The organism is Streptomyces litchfieldiae, from assembly GCF_031845365.1.
Classification (GTDB): Bacteria; Actinomycetota; Actinomycetes; order Streptomycetales; family Streptomycetaceae; genus Streptomyces; species Streptomyces litchfieldiae.
This window is the reverse complement of record NZ_JAVREL010000004.1, coordinates 319,365-337,839: the sequence shown is the minus strand read 5'-3', so window position 1 is coordinate 337,839 and position 18,475 is coordinate 319,365. Positions and strand designations below refer to the sequence as shown.

Below are 18,475 nucleotides of genomic sequence, written 5' to 3'. Positions count from 1 at the left end.
GGCCCGCAGCCGGGCAGTTGGGGCGGGGAGTACGACGCGGAGGCCACCGCGTTCATAGAGCTACCGGGCGGGTACGCGGAGGAGCCGGGCGGCGAGCCGCTCGCCGCGCCCGGCCACGGCTTCCAGCCGCCGGAGCTCGGCCGGACCGGCGGCACCCCGCCCGCCACCGCGGGAGCCACCACGGACCCGGGGGAGACCGGGCAGTGGACGATGCCGTTCGCCTGGGGAGATCCGCCGCCCGAGGGCACGGCCGCGCCGTCGCGTCCGTCGCGCGCCGCCGCCATGGGGCAGGGCGCCGCCGCGCTGGCCGGCGGCCGGCGCCGGCCGGGTGAGGGCGCGGACGGGGAGCAGGCCGGGCACGACGCGAGTCCCTGGACGGCCGGGCCCGAGGGCGTGGACGCGCCGCGTTCGCCCGCCCCCTGGTCGGCGCAGCCGGACGGCGAGCCGCACCCGGCGGAGGCCGCGCCGGCGGTGGGCGGAGCGACGGTGACCGAGCCCGTGGAGACGGGACCGGCGTCCGGGGCGGGCGATCCGGCCCCGGCGGCGCCGCCTGTTCCGGAGGACGCCGTCCCCGCGCCCGGCGGCAGCCGCAGCGAGCACCCCGAGGTGTCCTACGTGCTGCGCGTCAACGGCGTGGACCGACCCGTCTCCGGCGCCTGGATCGGCGAGTCCCTGCTGTACGTGCTGCGCGAGCGGCTCGGCCTGGCGGGTGCCAAGGACGGCTGCGCGCAGGGCGAGTGCGGCGCGTGTTCCGTTCAGGTGGACGGCCGGCTGGTGGCGGCCTGCCTGGTCCCCGCGGCCACCGCCGCGGGCAGCGAGATCCGCACCGTGGAGGGCCTGGGCGGCGACGGCGCGCCCTCGGATGTGCAGCGCGCGCTGGCCGCCTCCGCCGTGCAGTGCGGCTTCTGCCTGCCGGGCATGGCGATGACCGTGCACGACCTGCTGGAGGGCAACCACGCCCCGACCGAGCTGGAGACCCGCCAGGCCCTGTGCGGGAACCTGTGCCGGTGCACCGGCTACCGCGGCGTCCTGGACGCCGTGCGGACCGTGGTCGAGGAGCGCGCGGCGCTCGCCGCGCGCCAGGAGCACGCCGAACGCGCCGAGCCGGGGGCCGCGCCGGCCGAGCAGGACGCGGCGCTCCGCATTCCGCATCAGCCCGGGCCGCCGGCAGGAGGCATGTGATGACAGACCAGGTCGGCGACGCCGCCGCCGTCACCGTGGTCCCCGCCCAGGCGGCGGGACCGGCCCGGCAGCACGCGCACGGGCTGGGCACCTCCCTGGCCTCCACCGAGGCCGAGGCCAAGGTGCAGGGCACCCATCCCTACACCGCGGACCTGTGGGCCGAGGGCCTGCTGTGGGCGGCCGTGCTGCGCTCGCCGCATCCGCACGCGCGCATCAAGCGCATCGACACCGCCGACGCGGCCGACATGCCCGGGGTGCGGGCCGTGGTCACGCACGAGGACGTCGGCGGGGACGCGGGCCTGGGCCGGGGGGTCGCCGACCGGCCCGCGCTGGCCGCCGAGCTGGTGCGCTACCACGGCGAGCCGGTGGCCGCCGTGGCCGCCGACCACCCGGAGACCGCGCGGCTGGCCGCCGCCGCCATCGTCGTCGAGTACGAGGTGCTCGACGCGGTGACCGACCCGGAGAAGTCGTTCGAGGCGCCGCCGCTGCACCCGGACGGCAATCTGATCCGGCACATCCCGCTGCGCCACGGCGATCCGTCGGTCACCGGCGAGGTCGTCGTCGAGGGCCTGTACCGCATCGGCCGCCAGGACCCGGCGCCGATCGGCGCCGAGTCGGGCCTGGCCGTGCCGCGCCCGGACGGCGGCGTCGAGGTCTACACCGCCACCACCGACCCGCACGGCGACCGCGACCGGCTGGCCGCCTGCCTGGGCCTCACCCAGGAGCAGGTCAAGATCTATGTCACGGGCGTGCCCGGCGCGCTGGGCGACCGGGAGGACCTGGGCTTCCAGTTGCCGCTGTCGCTGCTGGCCATCCGCACCGGCAGCCCGGTCAAGCTGGCCGCCACCCGCGAGGAGTCGTTCCTCGGCCACGCCCACCGGCACCCCACCTTCCTGCGCTACTGGCACCACGCCAACCGCGACGGGAAGCTCGTCAAGGTCGAGGCGCAGGTGCTGATGGACGCCGGCGCCTACGCGGACGACTCGGCGGACGCGCTGGCCGCCGCGGTGTCGTTCGCCGCCGGGCCCTACAACGTGCCGAACGCGCAGATCGACGGCTGGGTCGTCCGCACCAACAACCCGCCCTCCGGCTATCTGCGCGGCGAGGGCGCGATGCAGGTGTGCGCGGCGTACGAGGGGCAGATGGACAAGCTGGCCTCTCAACTCGGCATCGACCCGGCCGAGTTGCGCGCGCGGAACGTCCTGGCCACCGGCGACCCGCTGCCTACCGGGCAGACGGTGACCTGCCCGGCACCGGTCGCCGAGCTGCTGGCCGCCGTCCGCGAGGCGCCGCTGCCCGCGCTGCCGAAGGACGGCCCGGTCGAGGACTGGCTGCTGCCCGGCGGTCCGGACGGCGCCGCGGACCCGGGCGCGGTGCGGCGCGGTGTCGGCTACGCGCTGGGCATGGTGCACATGCTGGGCGCGGAGGGCACCGACGAGGTCGCCACGGCCACGGTCAGGGTCGAGGGAACGGTCGCCACCGTGCTGTGCGCGGCGGTGGAGACCGGGCAGGGCTTCACCACGCTGGCGCGGCAGATCGTCCAGGACGTGCTGGGCGTGGACGAGGTGCAGGTGGCGCCGGTGGACACGGATCTGCCGACCGCCGGGCCCGGGGGCCGCAGTCGGCACACCTGGGTGTCGGGCGGGGCGGTGGAGCGCGCCGCGAAGATGGTGCGCACCCAGCTTCTCCAGCCGCTGGCCGCGAAGTTCGGCATGTCCGCGGAGCTGCTGACGATCGCCGACGGCAAGATCACGTCCTATGACGGGGTGTTGAGCACCACGGTGGCCGAGGCCCTGGAGGGCAAGGAGCTGTGGGCGACCGCGCAGTGCCGCCCGCACCCCACCGAGCCGTTGAACGAGTCCGGGCAGGGCGACGCGTTCGTGGGCCTGGCGTTCGCCGCGGTGCGGGCCGTGGTGGACGTGGACGTGGAGCTGGGCTCGGTGCGCGTGGTCGAGATGGCCATCGCGCAGGACGTCGGCCGCGTGCTCAACCCGCGCCAGTTGCGGGCCCGGATCGAGACCGGGGTCACCCAGGGCGTGGGTGCCGCGCTCACCGAGCATCTGCGGGTGGCGCGCGGGGTGGTGCGGCGCGCCGATCTCGCGGGCTACGCGCTGCCGACCGCGCTGGACGCGCCGGACGTGCGGATCGTGAAGCTGGTCGAGGAGCGGGACGTGGTGGCGCCGTTCGGCGCGAAGGCGGCCAGCGCGGTGCCCGTGGTGGTCGCGCCCGCGGCGGTGGCCGGAGCGGTCCGCGCCGCCACCGGCCGCCCGGTGAACCGGCTGCCGATCCGGCCGCAGGCCGCGGTCGGCGTGGCCTAGGGCAGGCTCGTCCTAGGTCGAGCGAACGAGATGCTTCCCCGCGCCGGTCCATAGGCGGTGGGCCGGTCCGGTCCTTACGGTGTGTCCATGACCGAGACCGGAGCCGCCGCGGCCGCATCCCCACCGACCACCGAACCGGCCATCGAGGAAACGGGCGGCGTCCTCAGCCGTCCCTACCGGGCGCTCACGCTCGGCTGCGTCAGCACGATCCTGCTGATCGCGTTCGAGGCGATGGCCATCGGCACCGCGATGCCCGCCGCCGCCGAGGCGCTGGACGGCGTCTCGCTCTACGCGTTCGCGTTCTCCGCGTACTTCACCACCAGCCTGCTGGGCATGGTGGTCTCCGGGCAGTGGTGCGACCGGCGCGGGCCGACCGGCCCGGTGGTGGCCGGCGTCGCCGCGTTCTCGGCCGGGCTGCTGGTGTCCGGCACGGCCCAGGCGATGTGGGCGTTCGTGCTGGGCCGGGCGGCGCAGGGCGTCGGCGGCGGGCTGGTCATCGTGGCGCTGTACGTGATGGTGCGCCGCGCCTATCCGGAGCGGCTGCGGCCGGCCGCGCTGGCGTCGTTCTCGGCGGCCTGGGTGGTGCCCTCCATGATCGGGCCGGTGATCGCCGGCACGGTGACCGAACAGTTCGGCTGGCGCTGGGTGTTCCTCGGCATCACCGTGCTGGTCGTTCTGCCGCTGATGGTGATGCTGCCGCCGCTGCGCCGGCTCGGCGAGAGCGAGGGAGCCGGAGCGGGCGGGGAAACGGCGCCCGGCGCGCGGTTCGACGGCCGCCGGCTGCGGCTGGCCGTGGCGGTGGCGGCGGGGGCCGGGCTGCTCCAGTTCGGCGGGCAGGAGCTGCGCTGGCTGTCGCTGATACCGGTGGCCGCCGGGATCGCGCTGCTGGTGCCCTCGGCCCGGCTGCTGCTGCCGCGCGGCACGTTCACCGCCGCCCGCGGGCTGCCGTCCGTGATCGCGCTGCGCGCCCTGATCTCGTCGGCCTACTTGTCGTCGCAGAGCTTTGTGCCGCTGATGCTGGTCACCCAGCGGGGGCTGTCCTACACCCAGGCCGGGCTGGCGCTCGCCGCCTCCGGCGGGCTGTGGGCGCTGGGCTCCTGGACGCAGTCCCGGCCCTGGGCCGAGCCGCGCCGGCTGGCGCTGGTGAGGCTGGGCACGGTGCTGATAGCGGCCGGGGTGGCGCTCACCCCGCTGGTGCTGGTGGACGCCGTTCCGGTGTGGACGCCTGCGCTGACGCTGTCCGTCGGCTGCTTCGGGATGGGGCTGGTCACCGCCTCGGTCGGCGTGCTGGTGCTGCGCCTGTCACCGCCCGAGGAGGCGGGCGGCAATGTGGCCTCCCTCCAGGTCTGCGACAGTCTGGGCAACGTGGTGATGCTGACGACCGTGGGCACGCTGTTCGCCGCGCTGGGCGGCGACGCGTCGGCCGCCGCGCACGAGGCGGCCCGGGCGGCCGAAGTGACCGTCGGGCCGGGGGCGTTCGTCGCGGTGTACGTGGCCACCACCGTCGCGGCTCTGTTCGGAATCGTGGTCGGCGGGCGGCTGCGCGAGAGGTCGCCCGGAAGCGCGGCGGGGGCGGGCGCCGGGGTGTGAGGTTGGCCGCAGTTCCGGCCGGGCGGCGGCGGTAGGCTGACGCGGTCCGCACCGCCCACCCCACCCGGAGACCGTGACCACCACCGCCTCGTCCTCCCCGCACTCCTCCCATCTCTCCCCCGCCTTTCCCGGCCGCGCGCCTTGGGGTACCGCGAGCAAGCTGCGGGCCTGGCAGCAGGGCGCGATGGACGCGTATCTGGCGGCGCAGCCACGGGACTTCCTCGCCGTCGCCACCCCCGGCGCGGGCAAGACGACCTTCGCGCTCACCCTGGCCTCATGGCTGCTGCACCATCACGTCGTGCAGCAGGTCACCGTGGTGGCCCCCACCGAGCACCTGAAGACGCAGTGGGCGGACGCGGCCGCGCGCATAGGCATCCGCCTCGACCCGGAGTACAGCGCCGGGCCGCTCGGCCGCGACTACCACGGCGTGGCGGTCACCTACGCGGGCGTCGGCGTCCGGCCGATGCTCCACCGCAACCGCTGCGAGCAGCGCAAGACGCTGGTCATCCTGGACGAGATCCACCACGCGGGGGACTCCCGTTCCTGGGGCGAGGCGTGTTTGGAGGCGTTCGAACCGGCAACGCGGCGGCTGGCGTTGACCGGTACGCCGTTCCGTTCCGACACGAACCCCATCCCGTTCGTCGCCTACGCCGAGGGCAACGACGGCATCCGCCGCTCGGTCGCGGACTACACGTACGGCTATGGCAACGCGCTGGCGGACGGCGTCGTGCGGCCGGTCATCTTCCTCTCCTACAGCGGCAGCATGCGCTGGCGCACCAAGGCGGGCGACGAGGTGGCCGCCCGGCTCGGCGAGCCGATGACCAAGGACGCCACCTCGCAGGCGTGGCGCACCGCGCTCGACCCGCGGGGCGAGTGGATGCCGGCGGTGCTGGGCGCCGCCGACCGGCGGCTGACCGAGGTGCGCCGGGCCGTGCCGGACGCGGGCGGGCTGGTCATCGCCAGCGACCAGGAGTCGGCCCGGGCGTACGCCAAGCTGATCCGGGAGATCACCGGCGACGCGGCGACCCTGGTGCTCTCCGACGACTCCGGCGCCTCGGGGCGCATCGAGGAGTTCCGCCAGTCGCGGGACCGCTGGATGGTCGCCGTCCGCATGGTGTCGGAGGGGGTGGACGTGCCCCGGCTGGCGGTCGGGGTCTATGCCACGACGATCGCCACGCCGCTGTTCTTCGCCCAGGCCGTGGGCCGTTTCGTGCGCTCCCGGCGGCGCGGCGAGACCGCGTCCGTGTTCCTCCCGACCATCCCCTCGCTGCTGGGTTTCGCGCACGAGCTGGAGCTGGAACGCGACCACGTGCTCGACAAGCCGAAGCGGGACGGCGAGGAGGACCCCTACGGGCCCGAGGCCGACCTGCTGAAGGAGGCCGAGCGGCAGCAGGACGAGCCGGACGGCGAGCAGGACCAACTGCCGTTCGAGGCACTGGAGTCGGAGGCCGTCTTCGACCGGGTGATGTACGACGGCGCCGAGTTCGGCATGCAGGCCCACCCGGGCAGCGAGGAGGAGCAGGACTACCTCGGCATCCCCGGACTGCTGGAGCCGGACCAGGTGCGGCTGCTGCTGCACAAGCGGCAGGAGCGGCAGATCGCGCACAGCCGGCGGAAGCCGGACGAGGAGGCCGATCTGCTGGAACTGCCGGCCGACCGGCGGCCGGTGGTCAGCCACCAGGAGCTGATGGAGCTGCGCCGCGAGCTGAACTCGCTCGTCGGCGCCTACGCCCACCAGTCCGGCAAGCCGCACGGCGTGATCCACACCGAGCTGCGCCGCGCCTGCGGCGGCCCGCCCACCGCGCAGGCCACCGCCGGGCAGCTCAAGCAGCGGGTGGTCAAGGTCCGGGAGTGGGCCACCCGGATGCGGTGAGGCGGTCCGAGGACCGGCCGAGGACCGGCCACGGAAGCGGAGTTTCGTCGCATAACGTCCGATAACGACCACCCGTTGCTCGGATTCTGGACAGCCTCTTCCGCTGAGCGGTGACGATGGATAAGTTTCCGGTCACGCGTACGCCCGGTGGCAGTGCCGCCCCGGTGCGCAGCCGGCTGTGATCAGCTATCGCCACCGACGGCCTCCCGCGCGTGCCGCCGATGGGACCGGCGGCACGGCACTTCCGCGACGGCCGTCAGCTCACCGGATCTCATCCGTGAAGGGGAGGCGTCGTGACCGCGGAGACCTCTCAGACGCTCGACCGGGGACTGCGTGTCCTCAAACTGCTCGCCGAGACCGACCACGGGCTCACCGTCACCGAGCTGTCCAAACAGCTCGGCGTCAACCGCACCGTGGTGTACCGCCTGCTCGCCACGCTCGAACAGCACTCCCTGGTGCGCCGCGACGCCGGCGGCCGCGCCCGGGTCGGAGTCGGAGTGCTCGGCCTCGGCCGGCAGGTGCACCCCCTGGTGCGCGAGGCCGCGCTGCCCGCGCTCCGTTCGCTGGCCGAGGACGTGGGCGCCACGGCCCATCTCACGGTCGTGGACGGCCATGACGCGCTCGCCGTCGCCGTGGTCGAGCCGAGCTGGACCGACTATCACGTCGCCTACCGCACCGGCTTCCGGCACCCGCTGGACCGGGGCGCGGCCGGCCGGGCCATCCTCACCGGCCGCTGCAAGGACATCCACGACGAGGACGGATACGTGCTGACCCACGGGGAGTTGGAGGCGGGCGCCAGCGGAGCCGCCGCGCCGCTGCCCGACGACTGCGGCATCGAGGGCAGCGTCGGCGTGGTGATGCTCAACGAGGTGGTGCCCCCGGAGGTCGGCCCCCGCGTGGTGAGGGCCGCTCAGGAGGTCGCCGCGGTCCTGCGTTAGATTCCCCCCATGCCCGCCGCCCCGACCGCGCCGACGGAACCGGACCCCGCCGCCCCGTCCCCGCCGACCGGCCGCCGCCCGCTGGTGCTCGCCGCCTGCGGCGCGCTGGTCGCGGCGCTGCTGGCCGTCGCGGCCCTGGCGCCGCTGCCCTACTCGGTGACCCATCCCGGGCTGACCGCCGACGTGCTCGGGGAGCACGCCGGCGAGCAGGTGATCACCATCACCGGCGCGCAGGTCCGCGACCCCGAGGGCGAGTTGCGGATGACGACGATCACCGCGACCGGGCCGGACGCGACCGTGCGGCTGTCCGACGTCATCAGCGGCTACTTCGCCGGGGACCGCGCGGTGATGCCGCGCGAGTCGGTCTACCCGGTGGGGGACACCACCGAGGAGATCCAGGAGCACAACACGGCGCAGATGCGCGAGTCGCAGAACACCGCGGTGACCGCCGCCCTGTCCTACCTCGGCATGGCCGGGGACGGGATCGAGGTGGAGGTGGACCTCGGCGACGTGGGCGGCCCGAGCGCCGGGCTGCTGCTGTCCCTGGGCATCGTGGACCTGCTGGCCGGCGACGGCGAGGGCGGGGACCTCACCGGCGGCCTGACCATCGCCGGCACCGGCACCATCGACGCCGACGGCACCGTGGGCGCGGTGGGCGGCGTTCCGCTGAAGACACAGGCGGCCCGGCGGGACGGCGCGACCGTCTTCCTGGTGCCGCGCGACGAGTGCTCGGACGCCACGGCGGACCTGCCCGACGGCCTGCGGCTGATCCCGGTCACCACGCTGGAGGGCGCGGTCGACAGCCTGCGGGCGCTGGCCGCGGGGGAGTCCGTGCCGTCCTGCTGACCCCGACGCCGACAGCGAACCGCCCCCGCGAGTGCAGGTCGCGGGGGCGGCTGTGGGGGGTGGTGTTCTTACAGATTCCCGCGCATCGCGTGTTCACGCTCTTTCGGGCCGAAGAGAGCCCTTGAAGTTCCCTTCGCCGAATCCTGCCGAACCCCGTCGACTCCAACCTTTTGCCCGGACCGGGGGAGGGTGTGGGCCGATCCTGTGCCGCCCCGGTGAAGACGCGGGCCGCGCGCGCGTACACGCGGCGCCCGGCCGTCCGTACAGTCGTTCCGTCCGTACCGGCGGTGCCAGGAGGTCACCCATGGCCATCGACGAACTCGACGCCCGGCTGCTCGAACTGCTCGCGCGCGAGCCGCGCATCGGCGTGCTGGAGGCGTCCCGGCGCCTCGGCGTCGCGCGTGGCACGGCCCAGGCGCGGCTGGAGAAGCTGCTGGCGAACGGCGTGATCCGCGGGTTCGGCCCCGAGGTCGACCCGGCTGCCCTCGGCTTCCCCGTCACCGCCTTCGCCACGCTGGAGATCAAGCAGGGCCAGGGCGAGGAGGTCCGCCGCCACCTGAGCGGCGTGCCCGAGGTGCTGGAACTGCACACCATCACCGGACAGGGCGACATGCTCTGCCGGCTGGTGGCCCGCTCCACCGGTGACCTCCAGCGGGTGATCGACCGGGTGGTCGGCTTCGAGGGCATCGTGCGGTCGTCCACCGCCATCGTCATGGAGAACCCCGTGCCGTTGCGGGTCATCCCCCTGGTCCGGTACGCGGCCGAGGGCTCAACCGGCCGCCTCTCCCGGCTCGTCGGCCGCCGTGAGCAGGGCGCATAGGCCGTCCGCCACATCCACCTGCTCGCCCTCCGTGCCGGGCCGCACCAGGCGCAGCGTCCGCTCCAGCCAGGCCGACACCGCGGCGGCCGGCGCGTGCAGCAGCGCCTCGCCCTCCGGCGACTGAAGGGCCAGGCACAGAACGTTCCGCCCCCGGTCCTTGGCCGGCCAGACCCGCACGTCGCCCTGGCCGGCGGGCCGGAAGACGCCCTCGATCAGCAGCTCGCGGGCGAACGTCCAGTGCACCGGCACGTCGGAGCCGATATGGAAGACGATGTGGACGGCGTAGGGATCGTCCGACCGGTAGAGGAGCCGTGCGGGGACGGGCACGCTGCGCTCCGTTGAGAGCACCAGACGGAGGTCGAGCTCCCGCTCGATGATGGTGTGCATGCGATGCGACCTCTTCTCTCCTGTGGTCCGCCGGGCTTGCGGGAGAAGAGAGGGGCCGGACGGCAGGTCATTACGCGGATGGCGCCAAAGTTTTTCCCGCGCGCCGCTGTCGGTGACGGCTTGTAGCCTCGGGCGCATGAGCGAGTCAGCGGGTGTGCGCATCGCGCCCTGGGGCGAGGACGACTTCGAGCTGCTCCGGCGGGCGAACGCGCCGGAGATGATGGCTCACCTGGGCGGACCGGAGAGCGAGGAGAAGCTGCGCGACCGGCACCGGCGCTATCTGGGGCTCGACGACACCGGGCGCGGACAGATGTTCAGCGTGCGGGCGGAGCCGACCGGCGAGCGGGTGGGCACCGTCGGTTTCTGGGAGCGGGAGTGGCGCGACGAGACGGTGTACGAGGCCGGTTGGAGCGTGCTGCCCGAGTACCAGGGGCGGGGGCTGGCGACGGCCGCCGCGCGTGAAGTGGCGCGCGCCGCCGCCGAGGAGGGCGGGCACCGCTTCCTGCACGCGTTCCCCTCGGTGGAAAACCCCGGGTCGAACGCCGTCTGCGCGGGCGCCGGCTTCACTCTCCTCGGCCCGTGCGACTTCGAGTATCCGCCGGGCCGTCCGATGCGGTGCAACGACTGGCGTCTCGATCTCGTGGAGTTCGCTGGCCTCGGCTCTCGCGTTCCCGGGGGAGTTGGCTAAGGTCGCTGTCTAAGAGATGGGGTAACGCCGGTCCCCCGGCGACGTAACATGCTTACCTCGAAGAGACGCAGCACTGCACGGACGAGGAGATTCGGACCCATATGAGCTCCCCACCCGCAGGCTCCCCGCCCTCAGGTAGCGGCGGGCCGGGGCCCAACTGGTATCCGGACCCGTCCATTCCCGGCTACATCCGGTACTGGAACGGCACCTCCTGGGTGCCCGGCAGCAGTCGCCCGGAGCCGCGGGAGGGCGAGCCGGTGCCCACGCCACCGTCCGGCGCGGTGGCGTCGCCCCCGGCCCCCGGACCGGCCGTGCCGGCGGCTCGCCAGGGCGAGACGCAGCCGTTCTTCTTCGACGAGGACGAATCGAGTCCGGGGTCCTCGGGTTCGGGCGGGCAGTCCGGCGGCGGTGACGCGCTGCCCGAGGTGCGCCGCCGGGGCGAGGTCGCCCCCACCGGCGACGCCTGGCGCCCGGATTCCGGTGGGCAGGCCGGGGTGAGCGGTGACCAGCGGGTCACCTGGGCCTCGGACGAGGACGTCAGCACCTCCCCGGTGGCCGCGGCCGGCCGGGTCGATCCGCGCGGGCAGTTCCGGGTCACGCCGGCCGAGGGTTCCCCGACGCCGCCGGGCCGGCCCGAGCCGCCGCGGCAGCAGGAGCCGGACCCCAAGGAGCAGACGACCACGCTGCGGCGTTCCGACATCGCGGCGGCCGGCGCGGGCGCCGCGGCGGGCGGGTCCTGGGAGCGGCAGGTGCGCGACATCGCGCGGCAGTCGCCGCAGGGTCAGCAGCAGCCGCCGCAGGCACAGCAGCAGCCGCCGGCCGGTCAGCCGCGCCCGGGGCAGCCCCAGGGCGGGCCCGGCCAGTCGCTGCCGCCGTCCCTGCCGCCGCAGGGCGGACCTCCCCAGGCCGGACCTCCCCAGGCCGGGCCCCCGCAGGGCGTTCCGCCACAGGCCGCGCCGCAGCAGAGCCCGCCGCCCGGCTACGGCTATCCGCACCAGCAGCAGCCTCAGCAGCCGGTGCCGCATCAGCCCCAGCCGGGGGCCGTGCCGCCCGCGCAGGGCGGGTACGGCTATCCGCAGCAGCCGGGCCAGCCCGGACAGCAGGCCCCGCAGGCTTCGCCGTTCCTCCAGTCGCACCAGGGCGAAGCGCTCACGATGGTCCGTCGGTTCGAGCCGACGCAGTCGTACCCGGCCAGCCTCGGGCGGCGGCTGATGGCGCGCATCGTGGACTCGCTGTTCTCCGTCGGCGCGGCGGCCGTGGTCGGCGCGCCGCTGCTCGGCGACGCGCAGGACCACATCGACGAGCAGGTGGAGGCGGCCGAACGGGCCGGTGTCACCGAGACGATCTGGCTCATCGACGGCACCACCGGCGGGTATCTCGCCACGGTCATCGGGGTGTTCCTCGGGGTCGCCCTGCTGTTCGAGGCGCTGCCGGTCGCGCTGTGGGGCCGCACGCTGGGCAAGGCGCTGTTCGGCCTGCGCGTGGAGGACGTGGCGAACCAGGAGAAGCCGTCGTTCGGCGCCGCGATGCTGCGCTGGCTGGTGTACAACTTCCTGGCGGTGGTCGTCGTCGGCATCGTCAATGTGCTGTGGTGCCTGCGCGACCGGCCCTGGCGGCAGTGCTGGCACGACAAGGCGGCCGGTACGTTCGTCGCCACCAGCAAGGCGCCCGCGCCGCCGTCCTGACCCGGTCGGCGCAGGGAGGGGCCCGTTCGTCCTCGCCGGGATGCGGGGTGCCCGGGATCGGGTTTGACTGGCGGTCATGAGCACCGAGCAGCCACCCCCCGGCCCCGGCGACGGGCCGGAAAAGGGCCCCTTCCCCGCCGACGAGCCCGGGCTGCCGAAGGCGCCGCCGCCCGGCGATACCTACGGCGCCAATCCGTACGGCGACGCGCGCGGCGCCGTCGATCCGCTGGCCGGGATGCCGCCGCTCGCCCCGCTCGGCCGCCGCCTGGTCGCCCGCATCGTCGACGCGCTGATCGTCGGCATCCCGGTGACGCTCCTCCTGTGGCCCCTGATGGGCGACTGGAACTACGACGGGAACGGCGGGAACGGCGGTTATGGCCAGCAGACGATCGTGCTGCTGGTCTATTTCGTCTATGAGGGCCTGATGCTCAGCGCCCGGGGCCAGACCCTGGGCAAGATGCTGATGCGCGTGCGGGTCGGGATGCTGGACAACGGCGCCGTGCCGCGCGGCGCCCCCGCCTGGATGCGCGCCGCGGTCTACTCGCTGCCGCAGCTCGTGCCCTGTGTGGGCTTTCTCTTCTGGGTGGTCAACGCGCTGTTCTGCACCTGGGACAAGCCCTACCGCCAGTGCCTGCACGACAAGGCGGCGAAGACCGTGGTGGTCTCCGCCGCCTGATGTCCCCTGCCCCGAAGGGCGTTCAGACCTGCACCCCTTGCCGTTCGGGCGCGGTACGGGGGTGCGGCACCGGCTCGGCCGGGCGGCGCCGGGCGGCGCGCCGGGCCTGGGCCGTCACCGCGACGGCCGCGCCGAGCAGCAGCGCGACGACGGCGATGACCGTCACGGCGAGGGCCGATCCGGTCGGTGCCAGGAGGAGCAGTACGAAGGTGATGGGGATGACCGTGGCCGAACCGCAGGCGATCTGCACGGGGGTCAGGTGCGGCATGTCGGTGCTTCCGTCCTTGTTCAAGGTGCTTGCGCCGTCCGCGAGATGGGGAAGGCACGAGGGTGCCCCTCTCGAACGGTTCTACGGCCCTCGATGCCCGTGCGGAGGGGCTGGTAAGCCTGACCTTACCTGCGCGGTGGAAGCACGGGGGGCGCACGGGTTCATGCCCCGGCAGACCAGTGAACGACCGTAGTTGAGCCCGGTCCGGCGAAGCAAGGGCTGTCTTTTTCTGTCTCACTCATGTCAAATGCGTCCCGTCACATCACTGCGTGCGCAGGGGAGGACAGGCAACACGTGAATACAGGAAAACGATCCATGAGATCGACAACTGCCGCTGTCGCGACGGTCATCGCCGCCATCGGCGCGGCGGTACTGGCCCCGGCCGGCGCGGCTGCGGCGCAGCCCCCGGCGGACCCGGCCGAAGCGCCGCGGGACGTCCGGGCGTTCGGCGCCTCGCCGCATCTGGAGAACCCGCTCGCCGAGAAGCGGGAGGCGCAGACGCAGCAGGCCCAGCAGGAGCTGATCTCGGGCCGGGCGAGCACGCGCGCCGTCGGCGGCTCGGAGGTGGTGGAGCTGAGCGACGGGGAGTTCGTCGAGGTCGCCACCACGGGCACGGACCAGATCTTCACCGTGCTGGTGGAATTCGGCGACACGATAGACCCGGAGTTCGGCGGGGATCCCGGCCCGCTGGTGAACCAAATTCCCGAGCCGGACCGTTCGCGGGACAACACCACCATCTGGCAGGAGGATTTCGACCGCCAGTACTACGAGGACGTCTACTACTCGGAGGACCCGGACGTCCCCTCGGTCAAGCAGTACTTCGAGAGCCAGTCCTCGGGCCGCTACTCCGTGGACGGTTATGTCAGCGACTGGGTCCGGGTGGACTACAACGAGGCCCGCTACGGCAACAACGCCTGCGGTTCCAACGTCTGCCGCTCGGTCTGGGACGTGGTCACCGACGGCGTGAACGCCTGGTACGACGACCAGCTCGCGGCCGGCGCGACGCCGGAGGAACTGGCCGCCACGCTGGCCGAGTACGACATCCAGGACCGCTACGACTACGACGGCGACGGCGACTTCAACGAGCCCGACGGCTATCTGGACCACTTCCAGATCGTGCACGCGGGCGAGGACGAGTCGGCCGGCGGCGGCGCGCAGGGCGAGGACGCCATCTGGGCCCACCGCTGGTACGCGTTCGCCGACCGGATCGGCCAGTCCGGGCCGGAGTACAACCCGGTCGGCGGCACACAGATCGCGGACACCGGGCTGTGGGTGGGCGACTACACCATCCAGCCGGAGAACGGCGGAGTCGGCGTCTTCGCCCACGAGTTCGCCCATGACCTCGGGCTGCCGGACCTGTACGACACCCAGGGCGGCGAGAACGGCACCGGCTTCTGGTCGGCGATGTCCTCCGGTTCCTGGCTCGGCCCCGGCGACGGCACCATCGGCGCCCTGCCCAACGACATGGGCCCCTGGGAGAAGCTCCAACTGGGCTGGCTGGACTACGAGGTGGCGCAGGCCGCCACGCGGTCGACCCACGAACTCGGCCCGTCCGCCCTCACCTACCCCGAGGGCGAGCGCAACCGGGCGGCCCAGGGCCTGATCGTCGAGCTGCCGGAGAAGACGGTCACCACCGAGATCCACCAGCCCGCCGAGGGCGCGGCCCAGTGGTGGAGCGGCTCGGGCGACGACCTGAGCAACACCCTGACCCGGAGCGTGGATCTCACCTCGGCGACCACCGCCTCGCTCGACCTGACCGGCTGGTGGAGCATCGAGGAGGACTTCGACTACCTCTACGTCGAGGCGTCCTCGGACGGCGGCGCCACCTGGACCGCGCTGGACGGCACCGCCAACGGCGATGCGCTGCCCCGCGACTCGGCCGACCGCCCGGCGCTGACCGGTGAGTCGGACGGCGACGCGGCGCTGTCGTTCCCGCTGGACGCCTACGCGGGCCAGCAGGTTGAGCTGCGGTTCCGTTACCAGACGGACGGCTCACTGGCGTTGACCGGCTTCACCGCCGACGCCCTCACCATCACCGCAGACGGCGAGGTCGTCTTCTCGGACAACGCCGAGAGCGGCGAGGGCGATTGGGAGGTGGACGGCTTCAGCGTCGTCGGCGGCTCCATCACCGACGACTACCCGCAGTACTACGTCATCGAGAACCGGCAGTACGTGGGCTTCGACCGGACGCTGCGCACCGGCCCGTACAACTTCGGCTGGGCCACCGAACGCCCGGACTGGGTCGAGCACTTCTCCTACCAGAACGGCATGCTCGTGTGGCTGTGGGACACCTCGCAGTCGGACAACGACGTCAGCCAGCACCCGGGTGAGGGGCTCATCCTGCCGGTGGACGCCCACGCGGAGGCCGAACACTGGGCGGACGGGACACTGATGCGCAACCGCATCCAGACCCGGGACGCGACGTTCAGCGGGGCGCCCACGGCCGAACTGACCCTGCACAAGGAGGGCGTGCCCACCGAACTGCCCGCCCAGCGCGGTCAGCGGGCCTTCGACGACCACCGCGGTTCCTACTGGGACGAGTCCAACCCCGGGAACAGCGTCATGGTGCCCGACACCAACACCCGGATCTCGATCGTGCACCAGCCGGGGAACCCGACCCGGCCGATGACGGTTCAGGTCGGCCCGAGCGCACGGTGACGGTGTCGATACGGTCACACTCCGTCGATATCTGACGGAGTGTGCCGTGATCCTTTAAAAAAAACCGCAGGTCAGCGTACGTCTCGGCCGCCGCCCCTCGACGGGCGGCGGCCGATGGCGTAAGGATGGCGGAGTCCGTTTCCGAGAAGTCCGGAGTCGATGGAAGGTGACTCATGGCCGAAGGAGGCTTCGTCCGGCTGCCCGACGGCAGTGTCGTCGTCGCGCTCGCCCTGCCCCACCCCGGCGCACCCGGGAGCGCCGTCCGCGTGCTGGTCCACGCGGCGAACCGGCCGCGCGCCCTGACCCGGCTGCGGAACCTGGGGCTGCGCTCGGTCTACCTGCGGGGGAACGCCGCGCCGCCCACCCCGGACGAGATCTCGGCCGTGCTGCACCACCCGGACGGCGTCGTCTGGCGCTCGACGCCGGAGATCGCCACCGAGAGCTGGCACCCCATGCGGCGCCTGCTGTGCCGCCCGAGGGTGGCCTGAGCCCCCTGGGTGCCCTGCTAAGCCGCGATCACCGGCTCCCCGGTGAGCTCCACCCCGGCCGCCGCCATGTCGCGCAGGGCGGCGTCCACCGAGTCCTGGGCCACGCCGGCGGTCAGGCTCAGCAGCACCCGGGTCGTCAGGCCGGTGGCCACGGCGTCCAGCGCGGTGGCCTTCACGCAGTGGTCGGTGGCGATGCCGACCACGTCCACGGCGCTCACATCGCGGGCCCGCAGCCAGTCGGCCAGGCTGGTGCCCGCCTCGTCGCTGCCCTCGAAGCCGCTGTAGGCCGCGGCGTAGGCGCCCTTGTCGAAGCAGGCGTCCACGGCGCCGGAGGAGACGGCCGGGGCGAAGTTCGGGTGGAAGCCGACGCCCTCCGTGCCCGCCACACAGTGCGCCGGCCAGGAGTGGGCGAAGTCCGGGTTCTCCGAGAAGTGGTCACCCGGGGCGATGTGGTGGTCGCGCGTGGCCACCACGTGCCGGTACGCCGGGGTCGCCGCGCCGATCAGGTCGGTGATGGCGGCGGCCACGTCCGCGCCTCCGGGGACCGCGAGGCTGCCTCCCTCGCAGAAGTCGTTCTGCACATCGACGACGATCAGTGCGCGATGCATGAGCGGACACCCTTTCGGAACGGTCGGTGGGTGGGCTGTGGCCGAGCTTAGTTACGCCGCCGTGCCCGTGTAGCGCGTTGGCAGAACCGGCTCGCCGCGAGAGAGCTGGGTGGCCGACAGCGGGAGCCCCGCGCGGGCGCGGACGTGCCGGTCGCGGGCGACGTCGAGCCGTTCCCGGGCGAGGGTCCGGCCGCCGCGCATGAGGGGCACGGCGATCTGCCGGTCGGCCAGCTCCTCGGGCACCGGGCCGGTGCCGACCACCTCGGCCTCGGCCACCCCGTACCGGTCCGGCCGGCGGGCGGCCCACTTGACGCCGGCGACCGACAGCTTGCCGCCCAGCGACTTCTTGGCGACGGGGACCATGGGCGTGTCCGGCCCCTCGTCCGAGGCGCGGGCGACCAGCTTGTAGACCATCGAGCACGTCGGGTGCCCGCTGCCGGTGACCAGCCGGGTGCCCACGCCATAGGCGTCCACGGGCGCCGCGGCGAGCGAGGCGATGGCGTACTCGTCCAGGTCGCTGGTGACGACGATGCGGGCGTCCCGGGCGCCGAGCTCGTCGAGCTGCTGGCGCACCCGGTGCGCGACGACCAGCAGGTCGCCGGAGTCGATGCGGACCGCGCCCAGGTCGGGGCCGGCCACCTCCACCGCCGTGCGAACGGCCTCGGTGACGTCGTACGTGTCCACCAGCAGCGTGGTGCCCGCGCCCAGCGACTCCACCTGGGCGGTGAACGCCTTCCGCTCCGAGTCGTGCAGCAGCGTGAACGCGTGGGCGCTGGTGCCCACGGTCGGAATGCCGTAGCGGAACCCGGCGGCCAGGTCCGAGGTGGACGAGAAGCCCCCGATGTACGCGGCCCGCGCGGCGGCGACGGCGCTCAGCTCGTGGGTGCGCCGGGCGCCCATCTCGATCAGCGGGCGGTCCTGGGCCGCGACGGCCATCCGGGAGGCGGCGGCGGCCACCGCCGAGTCGTGGTTGAGGATCGACAGGATCACCGTCTCCAGCAGCACGCACTCGCCGAAGGTGCCCTCGACGGTCATGATCGGCGAGCCGGGGAAGTACACCTCGCCCTCGGGATAGCCGTGGATGTCGCCGGTGAAGCGGTAGTCCGCCAGCCAGTCGCGCGTCGGCCCGTCGATGATGCCGCGCTCGTCCAGGAAGTCGAGGATCTCCGGTTCGAAGCGGAAGTTCTCCACCGCGTCCAGGACCCGCCCGGTGCCGGCCACCACGCCGTAGCGGCGGCCCTCGGGGAGGCGGCGGGTGAAGACCTCGAAGGCCGAACGGCGGTGGGCCGTGCCCGCCCGCAGGGCGGCCCGGAGCATGGTCAGCTCGTACTGGTCGGTGAAGAGCGCGGTGGAGGGCACCATCACGGGCAGGCCCGACCGCGCTTCGTCCATGACGTCCATGCCGTCACCCTACCCCGTATCTCGTCAGTTTGACGATATCTGGCGCGGC

Annotated in this window: 15 protein-coding genes and 1 pseudogene; 12 read left to right on the top strand and 4 right to left on the bottom strand. The window is 73.6% G+C overall.

What is annotated here, in order from left to right:
* Positions 1-144: 144 nt before the first annotated feature.
* The 7 genes and pseudogenes from RM590_RS10265 to RM590_RS10235 form a co-directional block, all read left to right on the top strand.
* A pseudogene (locus RM590_RS10265) lies at positions 145-1,182 on the top strand (2Fe-2S iron-sulfur cluster-binding protein); the annotation flags it as partial.
* A complete protein-coding gene (locus RM590_RS10260; protein ID WP_311704123.1) occupies positions 1,182-3,500 on the top strand; it encodes a xanthine dehydrogenase family protein molybdopterin-binding subunit in 2,319 nt (772 codons plus the stop codon). The pseudogene RM590_RS10265 and the gene RM590_RS10260, both read left to right, overlap by 1 nt.
* Positions 3,501-3,587: 87 nt before the next feature.
* Positions 3,588-5,090, top strand: a complete 1,503-nt coding sequence (locus RM590_RS10255) for an MFS transporter (RefSeq protein WP_311704122.1) — start codon at positions 3,588-3,590, stop codon at positions 5,088-5,090.
* 73 nt (positions 5,091-5,163) lie between these two features.
* Complete coding sequence (locus tag RM590_RS10250) at positions 5,164-6,963, top strand: DEAD/DEAH box helicase (protein ID WP_311704121.1); 1,800 nt, start codon at positions 5,164-5,166, stop codon at positions 6,961-6,963.
* Between the two features lie 293 nt (positions 6,964-7,256).
* Entirely contained in the window at positions 7,257-7,901 is a 645-nt protein-coding gene (locus tag RM590_RS10245) for an IclR family transcriptional regulator (protein ID WP_311704120.1), read from the top strand.
* A 9-nt stretch (positions 7,902-7,910) separates the two neighbouring features.
* A complete protein-coding gene (locus RM590_RS10240) occupies positions 7,911-8,747 on the top strand; it encodes a S16 family serine protease (protein ID WP_311704119.1) in 837 nt (278 codons plus the stop codon).
* A 304-nt stretch (positions 8,748-9,051) separates the two neighbouring features.
* Positions 9,052-9,567, top strand: a complete 516-nt coding sequence (locus RM590_RS10235; protein WP_311704118.1) for an Lrp/AsnC family transcriptional regulator — start codon at positions 9,052-9,054, stop codon at positions 9,565-9,567.
* Here RM590_RS10235 and RM590_RS10230 read toward each other — a convergent pair.
* On the bottom strand, positions 9,517-9,954 hold the full coding sequence (locus RM590_RS10230) for an SsgA family sporulation/cell division regulator (protein WP_311704117.1): 438 nt from the start codon (positions 9,952-9,954) through the stop codon (positions 9,517-9,519). The genes RM590_RS10235 and RM590_RS10230 overlap by 51 nt on opposite strands.
* A 136-nt stretch (positions 9,955-10,090) precedes the next feature.
* Between RM590_RS10230 and RM590_RS10225 the strand changes: the two genes are divergently transcribed.
* The 3 genes from RM590_RS10225 (at position 10,091) to RM590_RS10215 (ending at position 13,003) form a co-directional block, all read left to right on the top strand.
* Complete coding sequence (locus RM590_RS10225) at positions 10,091-10,642, top strand: GNAT family N-acetyltransferase (RefSeq protein WP_311704116.1); 552 nt, start codon at positions 10,091-10,093, stop codon at positions 10,640-10,642.
* A 101-nt stretch (positions 10,643-10,743) separates the two neighbouring features.
* Positions 10,744-12,327 (top strand): RDD family protein, encoded by a 1,584-nt coding sequence (locus RM590_RS10220; RefSeq protein ID WP_311704115.1) that lies wholly within the window; start codon positions 10,744-10,746, stop codon positions 12,325-12,327.
* Between the two features lie 76 nt (positions 12,328-12,403).
* The gene (locus RM590_RS10215) at positions 12,404-13,003 is read left to right on the top strand and encodes an RDD family protein (protein WP_311704114.1); all 600 of its coding nucleotides are present in this window, start codon (positions 12,404-12,406) and stop codon (positions 13,001-13,003) included.
* A gap of 22 nt (positions 13,004-13,025) precedes the next feature.
* Here the strand turns inward: RM590_RS10215 and RM590_RS10210 are convergent, their stop codons facing one another.
* Positions 13,026-13,271 (bottom strand): hypothetical protein, encoded by a 246-nt coding sequence (locus RM590_RS10210; RefSeq protein ID WP_311704113.1) that lies wholly within the window; start codon positions 13,269-13,271, stop codon positions 13,026-13,028.
* Between the two features lie 315 nt (positions 13,272-13,586).
* Here RM590_RS10210 and RM590_RS10205 point away from each other — a divergent pair, with 315 nt between their 5' ends.
* Positions 13,587-15,929 carry an immune inhibitor A domain-containing protein gene (locus RM590_RS10205; protein WP_311704112.1) on the top strand — a complete coding sequence of 781 codons (2,343 nt, stop codon included), beginning with the start codon at positions 13,587-13,589 and terminating at the stop codon, positions 15,927-15,929.
* A gap of 173 nt (positions 15,930-16,102) precedes the next feature.
* Positions 16,103-16,417 carry a hypothetical protein gene (locus RM590_RS10200; RefSeq protein WP_311704111.1) on the top strand — a complete coding sequence of 105 codons (315 nt, stop codon included), beginning with the start codon at positions 16,103-16,105 and terminating at the stop codon, positions 16,415-16,417.
* 17 nt (positions 16,418-16,434) lie between these two features.
* On the opposite strand, the gene RM590_RS10195 is transcribed toward RM590_RS10200, so the two are convergent.
* On the bottom strand, positions 16,435-17,025 hold the full coding sequence (locus RM590_RS10195; RefSeq protein WP_311704110.1) for an isochorismatase family protein: 591 nt from the start codon (positions 17,023-17,025) through the stop codon (positions 16,435-16,437).
* A gap of 51 nt (positions 17,026-17,076) precedes the next feature.
* The gene (locus RM590_RS10190) at positions 17,077-18,417 is read right to left on the bottom strand and encodes a nicotinate phosphoribosyltransferase (protein WP_311704190.1); all 1,341 of its coding nucleotides are present in this window, start codon (positions 18,415-18,417) and stop codon (positions 17,077-17,079) included.
* Between the last annotated feature and the right edge of the window lie 58 nt (positions 18,418-18,475).

Coding starts and splice junctions, on each gene's coding strand:
- RM590_RS10260 (WP_311704123.1), top strand. CDS start 1,182: ATGACAGACCAGGTCGGCGACGCCGCCGCCGTCACCGTGGTCCCCGCC.
- RM590_RS10255 (WP_311704122.1), top strand. CDS start 3,588: ATGACCGAGACCGGAGCCGCCGCGGCCGCATCCCCACCGACCACCGAA.
- RM590_RS10240 (WP_311704119.1), top strand. CDS start 7,911: ATGCCCGCCGCCCCGACCGCGCCGACGGAACCGGACCCCGCCGCCCCG.
- RM590_RS10235 (WP_311704118.1), top strand. CDS start 9,052: ATGGCCATCGACGAACTCGACGCCCGGCTGCTCGAACTGCTCGCGCGC.
- RM590_RS10230 (WP_311704117.1), bottom strand. CDS start 9,954: ATGCACACCATCATCGAGCGGGAGCTCGACCTCCGTCTGGTGCTCTCA.
- RM590_RS10225 (WP_311704116.1), top strand. CDS start 10,091: ATGAGCGAGTCAGCGGGTGTGCGCATCGCGCCCTGGGGCGAGGACGAC.
- RM590_RS10220 (WP_311704115.1), top strand. CDS start 10,744: ATGAGCTCCCCACCCGCAGGCTCCCCGCCCTCAGGTAGCGGCGGGCCG.
- RM590_RS10215 (WP_311704114.1), top strand. CDS start 12,404: ATGAGCACCGAGCAGCCACCCCCCGGCCCCGGCGACGGGCCGGAAAAG.
- RM590_RS10210 (WP_311704113.1), bottom strand. CDS start 13,271: ATGCCGCACCTGACCCCCGTGCAGATCGCCTGCGGTTCGGCCACGGTC.
- RM590_RS10205 (WP_311704112.1), top strand. CDS start 13,587: ATGAGATCGACAACTGCCGCTGTCGCGACGGTCATCGCCGCCATCGGC.
- RM590_RS10200 (WP_311704111.1), top strand. CDS start 16,103: ATGGCCGAAGGAGGCTTCGTCCGGCTGCCCGACGGCAGTGTCGTCGTC.
- RM590_RS10195 (WP_311704110.1), bottom strand. CDS start 17,025: ATGCATCGCGCACTGATCGTCGTCGATGTGCAGAACGACTTCTGCGAG.
- RM590_RS10190 (WP_311704190.1), bottom strand. CDS start 18,417: ATGGACGAAGCGCGGTCGGGCCTGCCCGTGATGGTGCCCTCCACCGCG.